The sequence below is a fragment of the Allobosea sp. GW821-FHT03A12 genome (assembly GCF_058986765.1).
In genome coordinates, this window is sequence record NZ_JBYSVZ010000001.1 from 336,470 (window position 1) to 348,528 (window position 12,059).

At 67.0% G+C, this 12,059-nt stretch carries 8 protein-coding genes; 4 read left to right on the forward strand and 4 right to left on the reverse strand.

The annotated features are described in order from the left end of the window. Positions 1 to 3: 3 nt before the first annotated feature. Positions 4 to 408 (forward strand): 8-oxo-dGTP diphosphatase MutT, encoded by a 405-nt coding sequence (gene mutT, locus AC3WLC_RS01605; RefSeq protein ID WP_152015267.1) that lies wholly within the window; start codon positions 4 to 6, stop codon positions 406 to 408. Between the two features lie 136 nt (positions 409 to 544). On the opposite strand, the gene AC3WLC_RS01610 is transcribed toward mutT, so the two are convergent. Beyond that, on the reverse strand, positions 545 to 1,969 hold the full coding sequence (locus AC3WLC_RS01610) for a glutamate synthase subunit beta (protein WP_493682195.1): 1,425 nt from the start codon (positions 1,967 to 1,969) through the stop codon (positions 545 to 547). Positions 1,970 to 1,989: 20 nt separating this feature from the next. Continuing rightward, a complete protein-coding gene (gene gltB / locus AC3WLC_RS01615) occupies positions 1,990 to 6,726 on the reverse strand; it encodes a glutamate synthase large subunit (protein WP_493682196.1) in 4,737 nt (1,578 codons plus the stop codon). A 585-nt stretch (positions 6,727 to 7,311) separates the two neighbouring features. Here gltB and AC3WLC_RS01620 point away from each other — a divergent pair. Together AC3WLC_RS01620 and AC3WLC_RS01625 are read left to right on the forward strand one after the other, a co-directional pair. Continuing rightward, on the forward strand, positions 7,312 to 8,370 hold the full coding sequence (locus AC3WLC_RS01620; RefSeq protein ID WP_493682197.1) for a threonine aldolase family protein: 1,059 nt from the start codon (positions 7,312 to 7,314) through the stop codon (positions 8,368 to 8,370). A gap of 102 nt (positions 8,371 to 8,472) precedes the next feature. Continuing rightward, positions 8,473 to 9,231, forward strand: coding sequence for a hypothetical protein (locus AC3WLC_RS01625; protein WP_493682198.1), 759 nt, complete (start codon positions 8,473 to 8,475; stop codon positions 9,229 to 9,231). A 106-nt stretch (positions 9,232 to 9,337) separates the two neighbouring features. Here the strand turns inward: AC3WLC_RS01625 and AC3WLC_RS01630 are convergent, their stop codons facing one another. After that, complete coding sequence (locus tag AC3WLC_RS01630; RefSeq protein ID WP_346362278.1) at positions 9,338 to 9,799, reverse strand: Hsp20 family protein; 462 nt, start codon at positions 9,797 to 9,799, stop codon at positions 9,338 to 9,340. Positions 9,800 to 9,977: 178 nt separating this feature from the next. Between AC3WLC_RS01630 and AC3WLC_RS01635 the strand changes: the two genes are divergently transcribed. Then, positions 9,978 to 11,033, forward strand: a complete 1,056-nt coding sequence (locus AC3WLC_RS01635; RefSeq protein ID WP_493682199.1) for an alpha/beta fold hydrolase — start codon at positions 9,978 to 9,980, stop codon at positions 11,031 to 11,033. On the opposite strand, the gene hisN is transcribed toward AC3WLC_RS01635, so the two are convergent. Then, positions 10,938 to 11,720, reverse strand: a complete 783-nt coding sequence (gene hisN, locus AC3WLC_RS01640; protein WP_493682200.1) for a histidinol-phosphatase — start codon at positions 11,718 to 11,720, stop codon at positions 10,938 to 10,940. The two genes, AC3WLC_RS01635 and hisN, sit on opposite strands and share 96 nt — an antisense overlap. Positions 11,721 to 12,059: the final 339 nt, after the last annotated feature.

The following is a 12,059-nucleotide window of genomic DNA, read 5'->3' on the forward strand; positions in this document are numbered from 1 at the left end:
TTCGTGAAACTGCTGCTCGTCGTCGCCTGCGCGCTGGTCGATTCCGACAATCGCGTGCTCGTCACCCAACGTCCCGAGGGCAAGGCCCTGGCAGGCCTCTGGGAGTTTCCCGGCGGCAAGCTGGAGGCCGGCGAGCGGCCGGAGCCGGCGCTGATCCGCGAGCTTGCCGAGGAGCTCGGCATCACCGTCAAGGAAGCGTGCCTGGCGCCGCTGACCTTCGCCAGCTACGCCTATCCGGAGTTCCATCTTCTGATGCCGCTCTACATCTGCCGGCGCTGGGAAGGGACGGCGATGTCGCGCGAGGGGCAGGCGCTGAAATGGGTGCGTCCCGGCAAGCTGCGCGATCTCGCCATGCCGCCGGCCGACGAGCCGCTGATCCCGCCGCTGGTCGATCTGCTGGGGGCCTGAGAGCCAGCCGTCATTCTCGGGCGGCGCGCAGCGACGACCCGAGAATCTCGTGACAAGAAGGCGCTAGATGGCGCCTCTTCCGGCCTGAGATGCTCGGGGCAAGCCCGAGCATGACGCGTGTTAGCCTGCCTGCCGCTCAGCGCGGCAGGATGGTCTCGCCCATCAGGTGCTTGTCGATCGAGTGCGCCATCTGGCGGCCCTCACGGATCGCCCAGACCACCAGCGACTGGCCGCGGCGCATGTCGCCGGCGGCGAAGACCTTCTCGACCGTGGTCTTGTAGGCCAGCATGTTGGCCTCGACATTGCCGCGTCCGTCGAGCTTGACGCCGAGCTTGGCGATGAGTCCGTCATGCACCGGCGAGACGAAGCCCATGGCGAGCAGGACGAGGTCGGCCTTGAGCTGGAACTCGCTGCCCTCGATCGGCTTGAACTGGGCGTCGACCTTGGCGCAGTGCAGCGTCTTCACCTTGCCGTTCTCGCCGGTGAACTTGACGGTGCCGACGGCGAAGTCGCGCTCGGCGCCTTCCTCATGGCTGGAGGAGGTCCGCAGCTTCAGCGGCCAGTTCGGCCAGGTCAGCTGCTTGTTCTCCTTCTCCGGCGGCTGCGGCATGATCTCGAGCTGGGTGACCGAGAGCGCACCCTGGCGCACCGAGGTGCCGATGCAGTCGGAGCCGGTGTCGCCGCCACCGATGACGACGACATGCTTGCCGCCGGCGAGGATCGGCCGGGCATTGCCGGTGGTGTCAGGTTCGCCGCCATTGCGGCGGTTCTGCTGCGGCAGGAAATCCATGGCGAACTGGACGCCGTCGAGGTCGCGGCCCTCGATCGGCAGGTCGCGCGGCTTCTCGGCGCCGCCGGTCAAGCCGATCGCGTCGTACTGGGCGAGCAGCTCCTGCGGCTCGATATCGACGCCGACATTGACGCCGTAATGGAAGACGACGCCCTCGGCCTCCATCTGGGCGACACGCCGGTCGACATGCGACTTCTCCATCTTGAAGTCGGGGATGCCGTAGCGCAGCAGGCCGCCGGCGCGGCCCTGGCGCTCATAGACATGGACTTCATGGCCGGCGCGCGCGAGCTGCTGGGCGGCGGCAAGGCCCGCCGGGCCGGAGCCGATGATGGCGATCTTCTTGCCCGTCTTCGTCGAAGCCGGCTCGGGCTTGATCCAACCTTCCTGCCAACCCTTGTCGACGATCGCGCACTCGATCGACTTGATGGTGACCGGGGTGTCCTCGAGGTTCAACGTGCACGACGCCTCGCACGGGGCGGGGCAGACGCGGCCGGTGAACTCCGGGAAGTTGTTGGTCGAGTGCAGGTTGGTCAGCGCCTCCTGCCACTTGTCGTTGTAGACGAGGTCGTTCCAGTCCGGGATCTGGTTGTTGACCGGGCAGCCATTGTGACAATACGGGATGCCGCAGTTCATGCAGCGCGCCGCCTGGTCGCGGGTCGCTTCCCGGCCGAGCGGGATCACGAATTCCTTGTAGTTCCGGATACGGTCCGAGGCCGGAAGATACTTCCGGTCGCGGCGGTCGATCTCGAGAAAGCCGGTTACCTTGCCCATCGTCTCATCCGCCTGTTCGATTACTCGGCCGCGACCGAGACGCCGGCCTGGGCCCGCTCGATTTCCATAAGGGCCCGCCGGTATTCGACCGGCATGACCTTGACGAATTTGGGCAGGTACTCCGCCCAGTTCTCCAGGATCGCCTGCGCCCGCGCCGACCCGGTGTATTTCAGGTGGTTGGCGATGAGCTGGTGCAGGCGCTCGGCGTCGTAGCCGGACATGTTGGCCATGACATCGATGCGGCCCTTGAACTCGAGGTCGCCGCCATGGTGGTAGAGGCGCTGGGTCAGCTCCTCCTCCTCCGGCACCGGCTCGAGATCGACCATTGAGAGGTTGCAGCGCTTGGCGAAGCTCTTGTCCTCGTCGAGCACATAGGCGATGCCGCCGGACATGCCGGCCGCGAAGTTGCGGCCGGTCTGGCCGAGCACGACGACGACGCCGCCGGTCATGTATTCGCAGCCATGGTCGCCGGTGCCCTCGACCACCGCGATCGCGCCGGAATTGCGCACGGCGAAGCGTTCGCCGGCGACGCCGCGGAAGTAGCATTCGCCGGAGATCGCGCCATAGAGCACGGTGTTGCCGACGATGATCGCTTCCTCGGCGACGGCGCGCGACTTGGCATCCGGCCGGATGATCAGCTTGCCGCCCGACAGGCCCTTGCCGACATAGTCGTTGGCCTGACCGGTGAGGTCGAGCGTCAGGCCGCCGGCGACCCAGGCGCCGAAGCTCTGGCCGGCGGTGCCGGTGAGCTTCACCGTGATGGTGTCCTCAGGCAGGCCGATCGAGCCGTGGCGCTTGGCGATCTCGCCCGAGAGCATCGCGCCGGTCGAGCGATCGACATTGCGGATCGGGCTCTCGATCACCACTGGCGCAGCCGTATCGAGAGAGGCGCCGGCCTTGGCGATCAGGGTGCGGTCGAGCACCGACTCGATCGGGTGGTGCTGGCGCTCGACATTGCGGATGGCGACGCCCGCAGCAGGCTCCGGCTTGTGGAAGATCCGGGCGAAGTCGAGCCCCTTGGCCTTCCAGTGGTCGATCGCCTGCTTCTTGTCGAGCCAGTCGGAGCGGCCGACGAGTTCGTCGAAGCTCTTGACGCCCATCTCCGCCATGATCTCGCGCACGTCCTCGGCGAGGAAGAAGAAGAAGTTGATGACGTGCTCGGGCTGGCCCTTGAAGCGCTTGCGCAGCACCGGGTCCTGGGTGGCGACGCCGACCGGACAGGTGTTGAGATGGCACTTGCGCATCATGATGCAGCCGGCGGCGATCAGCGGCGCCGTGGCGAAGCCGAACTCGTCGGCGCCGAGCAGCGCGCCGACGACGATGTCGCGGCCGGTGCGCAGGCCGCCGTCGACCTGCAGGGCGATGCGGCCACGCAGCTTGTTCATCACCAGGATCTGGTGGGTCTCGGCGAGGCCGATCTCCCAGGGCGATCCCGCATGCTTGATCGAGGTCAGCGGCGAGGCGCCGGTGCCGCCCTCATAGCCGGCGATGGTGATGTGGTCGGCCCGCGCCTTGGCGACGCCGGCGGCGACGGTGCCGACGCCGAGCTCCGATACGAGCTTGACCGAGACGTCCGCGGCCGGGTTGACGTTCTTCAGGTCGAAGATCAGCTGGGCGAGATCCTCGATCGAATAGATGTCGTGATGCGGCGGCGGCGAGATCAGGCCGACGCCCGGGGTCGAATGCCGGACCTTGGCGATGCGGGCATCGACCTTATGGCCTGGCAGCTGGCCGCCCTCGCCGGGCTTGGCGCCCTGCGAGACCTTGATCTGCATCATCTGCGAGTTGACGAGGTATTCGGTGGTGACACCGAAGCGGCCCGAGGCGACCTGCTTGATCGCCGAGCGCATCGAGCGGCCATCCGGCAGCGGCTTGAAGCGTTCCGGCTCCTCGCCGCCCTCGCCGGTGTTCGACTTGCCGCCGATCGCGTTCATGGCCAGCGCCAGCGTCGAATGGGCCTCATGGCTGATCGAGCCGAAGGACATGGCGCCGGTGGAGAAGCGCTTGACGATCGAGGCTGCGCTCTCGACCTCGTCGAGCGGGATCGGCGTGCGGCCGAGCTCATCGGCCATCTTCACATGGAACAGGCCGCGAATGGTCGAAAGCTTCTCGCTCTGGTCGTTGACCAGCTCGGAATAGGCCTTGAACTTGTCGCGGGCATTGCCGCGCACGGCGTGCTGGAGCAGCGCGATGTTCTCCGGCGTCCAGGCATGCGCCTCGCCGCGCAGGCGGAAGGCGTATTCGCCGCCGATGTCGAGCGCATCGCGATAGACCGGCGAGTCGCCGAAGGCGTCGCGATGGCGGCGCACGGTCTCCTCGGCGATCTCGGCGAGGCCGACGCCCTCGATCGAGGAGATGGTGCCGGTGAAGTACTTGTCGATGAACTCGGTCCGCAGGCCGACGGCGTCGAAGATCTGCGCGCCGCAATAGGACTGGTAGGTCGAGATGCCCATCTTCGACATGACCTTGAGCAGGCCCTTGCCGATCGACTTGATGAAGCGCTTGACCACCTCGTAGCGGTCGACCTCCGGCGGGAATTCGCCGGCTTCCAGCAGCGCCTCCATGGTCTCGAAGGCGAGATAGGGGTTGATCGCCTCGGCGCCGAAGCCGGCGAGCAAGGCGAAGTGATGGATCTCGCGCGGCTCGCCGGACTCGACGACGAGGCCGACCGAGGTGCGCAACCCCTTGCGGATCAGGTGATGATGGACCGCCGCGGTCGCCAGCAGCGCCGGGATCGGGATGCGGTCCGGCCCGACCTGGCGGTCGGAGAGGATGATGATGTTGTAGCCGCCATGGACGGCCGCTTCGGCGCGCTCGCACAGGCGCTCGATCGCGCCTGCCATGCCGGCCGCGCCTTCGCGCGTCGGATAGGTGATGTCGAGCGTCTTGGTGTCGAAGCGGTCCTCATAGTGACCGATGCAGCGGATCTTCTCGAGATCGTCATTGGTCAGGATCGGTTGGCGCACTTCCAGGCGCTTGCGGCGCGAGGTGCCCTCGAGGTCGAGGATGTTCGGCCGCGGCCCGATGAAGGAGAGGAGGCTCATCACGAGCTCCTCGCGGATCGGGTCGATCGCCGGGTTGGTGACCTGGGCGAAGTTCTGCTTGAAATAGGTGTAGAGCAGCTTCGACTTCGAGGAGAGCGCCGAGATCGGGGTATCCGTGCCCATCGAGCCGACGGCTTCCTGACCGGTCACCGCCATCGGCGCCATCAGGATCTTGGTGTCTTCCTGGGTGTAGCCGAAGGATTGCTGGCGATCGAGCAGAGCGACGTCGGTGCGCGAGGCGCGCGCCTCGACCGGAGGCAGGTCCTCCAGCACGATCTGAGTGCGCTTCAGCCAGTCCTTGTAGGGGTTGGCGAGGCAGAGCGTGCTCTTGATCTCGTCGTCGCCGATGATCCGGCCCTGGTCGAGGTCGATCAGCAGCATCTTGCCGGGCTGGAGCCGCCACTTCTGGACGATCTTCTCCTCCGGGATCGGCAGCACGCCGAATTCCGAGGCGAGCACGACGAGGCCGTCGTCGGTGACGAGATAGCGCGCGGGGCGCAGGCCGTTGCGATCGAGCGTCGCACCGATCTGGCGGCCGTCGGTGAAGGCGATCGCGGCCGGGCCGTCCCACGGCTCCATCAGCGCGGCGTGGTATTCATAGAAGGAGCGCCGGCTCTCATCCATCAGCGGGTTGCCGGCCCAGGCCTCCGGCACCAGCATCATCATGGCGTGGGCGAGCGAATAGCCGCCCTGGACCAGGAATTCGAGGGCGTTGTCGAAGCAGGCGGTGTCGGACTGGCCCTCATAGGAGATCGGCCAGAGCTTGGAGATGTCGGCGCCGAAGAGCTCGGAATCGACCGAGGCCTGGCGGGCCGCCATCCAGTTGACGTTGCCGCGCAGCGTGTTGATCTCGCCGTTATGGGCGACCATCCGGTAGGGGTGGGCGAGGCGCCAGGACGGGAAGGTGTTGGTGGCGAAGCGCTGGTGAACGAGGGCGAGCGCGCTCTCGAAGCGCTCGTCGGTCAGGTCCTTGAAATAGGCGCCGAGCTGGGTGACCAGCACCATGCCCTTGTAGACGATGGTGCGGCAGGAGAAGGAGACCGGATAATAGGTCGCGGTCGCCCGGTCATGGCGCTTGTAGACCTTGTTCGAGACCGACTTCCTGAGGACATAGACCTGCCGCTCGAACTCGTCCTCGTCGGTGATCTCGGCGGGGCGGCCGACGAAGATCTGGCGATGGCAGGGCTCGGTCTCCTTGACGGCTTCGCCGAGATCGCTGTTGTCGACCGGAACGTCGCGCCAGCCGAGGAAGATCAGGCCTTCCTCCTCGACCGTCTGGGCGACGATCTCCTCGCAGACAGCGCGGTTGTCGGCCTCCTGCGGCATGAAGAACTGGCCGATGGCGTAATGGCCGGGCTCGGGCAGCTCGATGCCGATCTTGGCGCATTCTTCCTTGAAGAAGCCATGCGGGATCTGGGTGAGGATGCCGCAGCCGTCGCCGAGCTTGGGATCGGCGCCGACGGCGCCGCGATGGTCGATATTGTGCAGGATCTGCAAGCCTTGCGCGACGATCGCATGGCTCTTGCGGTTCTTCATGTCGGCGATGAAGCCGACGCCGCAGGAATCCTTCTCATAGGACGGATCGTAGAGGCCCTGGCGCTCCGGCATGGCGGGGTCGCGCACCTCCGGGAAACGCTCGAAAGCGGCCGTCGTCGTGGTGGCAACTTTAGCAGTGGTGTTGGCCATCGCGCTCGCCTTCCTGCCCTCGCTCATCGTCGCCTCCGCCCGCCTTCGGTCCCGCAGCATCGGCTCGGGAGCCAGCCAAAGTCCACCGCCGCTCCGGCTTCCACCTTGCCGAGCAAGGATCGGGCCGGTCCGGCTTTATTCTCGGTTTGCGAAGGTTGCTTGCGCCGGTCTTGTCTTGCGCCCGCGTCCTCCGCAGGCGCCTCGGGCTTTAAGCCCTGCCGCGCCTGGTCACGCCGCCGTTTTGCGGGCGGCGCGCGTCGTACGGTTGGCTTTGGCTTTGTTCGCCGTACCTCCCGTCATCGTCCGCTCCATCCGCCAGCGCCGGGGCCTCGGCGAGGCCCACTCTGAAAATGGGACAGCATAGCTGTCCTATTGCCTTGACCTTGCCAGAATTCCAATCTGGGCACAAGCGTCGATTTTGCACTGCGGCGACATTTTATTGCGATCTCTCTCCTTGTCTGGACATTTTCACATCACGCGGGCTGGCGAGCCAAGCCGGAAGTTGTCTATCACCGGAATCGGGTCTGCTCTGCGCCGGCATCGATTGCGCTGCGGCAGGAGGCTGCTTATCGGTCAGGACCCTCTCATCAGCGCCTGCCGGATGCCAGCATCATGAACTTCGTCAGTGACAACCTCGCCGGGGCGAGCGCGCCGGTGATGCAGGCGATGGCTGCGGCCAATGACGGCTTCGCCGCCGGCTATGGCAACGATGCCTGGACGAAGCGGGTCGAGGCCCTGTTCGCCGAGCTGTTCGAGCGCGAGGTCGCAGTCTTCCTGGTCACGACAGGGACGGCGGCGAATTCCCTGGCACTGGCGAGCCTGGTCCAGCCCTGGGGCGCGGTGCTCTGCCATCACGAGGCGCATGTCGCCGCCGATGAATGCGGCGCGCCCGAATTCTTCACCGGCGGCGCCAAGATCGTTGGCCTGCCCGGCGATGGCTGCAAGCTGGTGCCGGATGTCGTCGCGGATCAGCTCGCGCGCATGCGAGCGGGCGCGGTGCATCAAGTGCAGCCGCAGCTGCTGTCGATCACGCAGGCGACCGAATGCGGGCTGGTCTACACGCCGGCCGAGATCGCGGCGCTGAAACAGGCGATCGCGCCGCGCGGGCTGAAGCTGCACATGGATGGCGCCCGCTTCGCCAATGCGGTCGCGGCGCTCGGCTGTGCGCCGGCGCAGGTCACCTGGAAGGCCGGCGTTGACGTGCTCTCCTTCGGTGGCACCAAGAACGGCGCCTTCGCCGCCGAGGCGGTAATCGTCTTCGATCCGGCCGATGCGAGTGAGATGCCGTGGCGGCGCAAGCGCGCCGGGCACACTCTGTCCAAGGGGCGTCTGATCGGGGCGCAGTTCGAGGGTCTGCTGGCCAATGGCCACTGGCTCGACCTCGCCCGCCACGCCAATGCGATGGCCGCGCGATTGGCCAGTGCGGTCGAAGCGGCAGGCAAGCTTCGGCTGGCATGGGCCTGCGAGGCGAATGAGGTCTTCCTGGTGCTGCCGCCACCGGCGCAAGCCACGCTGGCGGCGCAGGGCGTGCAGTATATCGCCTGGTCGGGCGACGCTTTGCCGGAACGGGAGCAGCTGCAGCCCGGCGAGGTGGTCGGCCGGTTCGTCTGTTCCTTTGCGACGCGGGCAGAAGAGGTCGATCGGCTCGCCGCCGTGCTCGCCACGGTCTGAGCGCCGGAAAACACCTGTTTCGCAGCGGATTCGCGCCGCAAGCGCGCCGCAATCCTTACCGAGAACTGAAGACCGCGATTTTCGTCTGACAGAGGACAGACCATGGCAGTCTTCGTTTCACCCGCCATTGCGCCGCGCGCCCTGCGCCGCCGGCTGGCCGGCCTTGCCGTCCTGGCCGCGGTGGCCGGCGCGAGTGCCCCGGCCCTGGCGCAGCTCGACGACTATGGCGGCCGCTATGCCCGCTATAGTTATGGCTACGACTATGACGACGGCTATGGCTATGCCCCGCAGTACGATTATGCGCCGCGTCGGGTGGCGCCGATCCCGCCGCGCGCCATCGGACGGATCTCGGCCCAGGAGCTTGGCCTGCGCGAAGTGCAGCGCACCGTGCGTAGGGGCTCCGTGCTCGTCGTCGACGGCCTGGCGACGAACGGATCGCGGCAACGGCTGGTCATAGACCGTTTCAGTGGCGAGCTGCTCGACAGGATCGTGCTGCAGCCGCCGCCGCGTGTCGTCAGGCTCGATCCGCGCGAGGAGGAGCGTCCGGCGCAAAAGAAGCTGACGCCGCGCCCGCCCGAGCGCCCGGCAGCCTTGAAGCCGGCCCAGCCGCCGGCCGAGGCGAGCGCGCCAGCGACCACCGCTCCGCCGTCACCGGCTGCTCCCAAGCCCGATGCGCCCACGGCGAAGCCGGCAGCGGTCCCATCGGTCGCGCCGAGTGACATCGGCAAGCCGAAGCTGGTCAACCCGCAGGATGTTCGCGGAGCCGAGGAGCCCGATCGCACCCCGCCGCTGGCGCGGGCGCAGCCGAGCCTCATCCCGACGCCGGACACCACGGTGCCGCCGGTCACGGTGGTGCCCTGAGCACCCGGCGGAACCGGTTCATGCCGAGCGCAAAAAAGAACCTCCCCGGTTTCCCGGGGAGGTTCCTTTCTTTCAGGCCTGCAGCGCTTTTGCGCGGGCCTTCCGGTTACGCGGCCTTCTTGGCCTCGATCACCTTGGGGCCGCTGCCGCCGATCGGGATCAGGCGGGGCTTCTTTGCCTCGGGGATCTCGCGGACGAGGTCGATATGGAGCAGCCCGTTCTCGAGGCTGGCGCCGGTGACCTGGACGTAGTCGGCAAGCTGGAAGCGGCGCTCGAAGGCGCGCGCGGCGATGCCCTGATGCAGGACTTCGCGCTTCGGCTCGTCATCGGCGACTTTCTTTTCGCCGCGAACGGTTAGGGCGTTCTCCTTGCTCTCGATCGAGAGGTCGGCCTCACCGAAGCCGGCGACCGCGATCGAGATGCGATAGGCATTCTCGGCGGTGCGCTCGATGTTGTAGGGCGGATAGCTCGGGGCGTTGTCGACGCTGCCGGCCTGGTCGAGCAGCGAGAACAGGCGGTCGAAGCCGACGGTCGAGCGATAGAGCGGGGAGAGATCGTAGGAACGCATGATTGTCCTCCAAGGGAAGCGACATTCGTGTCAGCCCGCCTCCTCGTGAGCGCGGGCCAGGTTTGGGTTCGCGCAGCCGCTTGACGGCCTGCGCCCCAATGATCTGGGTGGCATTTCCGGCTTTTCAAGAGCGGGTCAGGCTGGGCATAACGGAGCGATCGAGTCCGCCGGAGCGCCGATGACGCAGGCCGAGTTCTTCCACCAGCCGGACTACCCGGTGCCCGGTCACGGCAAGGTCTGGTTCGCTGAGACCAGCGATAGGGCACGCCTGCGCCTGGCGAGCTGGCGGCCGAGCGTGCGCAAGGAGAGAGGCACGGTCCTGGTCGTGCAGGGGCGGGCCGAGTTCATCGAGCGTTACAGCGAGACCATCGCCGAGCTGCGCCGGCGCGGCTTCCATGTCCTGACCTTCGACTGGCGCGGGCAGGGCGGCTCGCAGCGCTTCACCGGCCGGCAGCGCAAGGGGCATGTCGGCCGGCTCGTGCATTACGAGCGCGACCTTGCCTTGATCGTGGCGCAGATGCAGGAGCGTTTCCCGCCGCCCTATTTTGTCCTGGCGCACTCGATGGGGGCGGCGCTCTGCCTCGATGCCGCCCGGCGCGAGGCGCTGCCGGTGGCGCGGCTGGTCGCGATCGCGCCGATGCTCGGCATCAGCATGATCGAGAATCCGCGCCGTGCCCGCTGGCTGGCGCGGGTGCTGTACTGGCTCGGTTTCGGCAAGGCCTTCGTGCCCGGCGGCGGCGATACCGCGATCGGCACCAAGCCGTTCGAGGGCAACCGGCTGAGCTCCGACCCGGTCCGCTATGCCCGCAACGCTGCCCTGTCGGCGGCGGCGCGCGAGCTTGCCATCGGCGACCCCAGCGTCGGCTGGATCCATGCCGCCTTCCAGTTGATGGACCGGCTGGCGCAGCCGCGCGCGCCGGTCGAGGTCAGGGTGCCGACCCTGGTCGTCGCTGCCGGGCGCGATCCCGTGGTGTCGACGCCGGCAATCGAGCGCTTCGCGGCGCGGCTCAAGACGGGGTCCGCCCTGGTGCTGCCGACAGCACGCCACGAGATCCTGATGGAGAGCGACGCGATCCGGGCGCAGTTCTGGGCCGCCTTCGACGCGTTCATTCCTGGCGAGGCGCTGACCGCGCCTGCCTCAGCCGTTGAGCAAAGCGAGAGCGGCCTGATGCAGGGTCTTGTTGCCGGCGGCGAGGATGGTGCCGCCCTGGGCGGCGCTGCCGCCGTCCCATGAGGTGACGATGCCGCCGGCGCCCTCGATGATCGGGATCAGTGCGACGATGTCGTAGGGCTTCAGCCCGCTCTCGATGACAAGATCGATATGGCCGGAGGCGAGCATGCAATAGGCGTAGCAGTCGCAGCCATAGCGGGCGAGGCGGACCGTGCTTTCGACGCGCTGGTAGGCATCCTTCTGCCCGCCGACGAAGAGGTTCGGGCTCGTGGTCATCAGCGTCGCCTCGGAAAGATGGATCACCTGGCGGGTGTGCAGCGTGCGCGGGCCGTTTGGTCCTTCATAGCGCGCCATGCGGCCGTCGCCGGAGAAACGCTCGCCGGTGAAGGGCTGATTCATCATGCCGTAGACCGGTACGCCCTTGCGGGTCAGCCCGATCAGCGTGCCCCAGACCGGGATGCCGGAGATGAAGGCGCGGGTGCCGTCGATCGGGTCGAGCACCCAGACATAGTCGGCGTCGGCATTCTCGGCGCCGAACTCCTCGCCGAGAATACCATGGGCCGGGAAGGTGCGCTTGATCAGGTTGCGCATCACATCCTCGCCGGCGCGATCGCCCTCGGTGACCGGATCGAAGACGCCGCCGCCCGACTTGTCCTCGGTGGTGTGCCGGGCGCGGAAGAAGGGCAGGATCGCCTGGCCCGACAGGGTCGCCAGCCGGGCAACGAATTTCGTGAAATCGACCGCGCTCATCAGGCTTTCCTTGGCTCCACCCGCCTGCCGCCTTCATGCTGTGCGGCGCATGGGATGACAAGCGCTGTGGGCGCGGAGATCGGTCAGGTCAGGACAGTTCAGCCTCAGTCGGTCTAGCGAAATCGGCCAGCGTGTGACGATTGTGCGATTTGTCATGCGTTTCATGCATGGCCAGATTTGTATTTCGACTTGCGTTTTTGCGGCGCAATGAGCTATTGTGCACTGCGAAGGGGAGATGACCTCAAACCTTCGTTGCCCTCCTTGGGCGTTTCCTCCCTAGACTTCGGGCCGCCACGAAAGTGCGCGGCCCTTTTTCTTTCTGGTCCAGGGAGTTGGTGG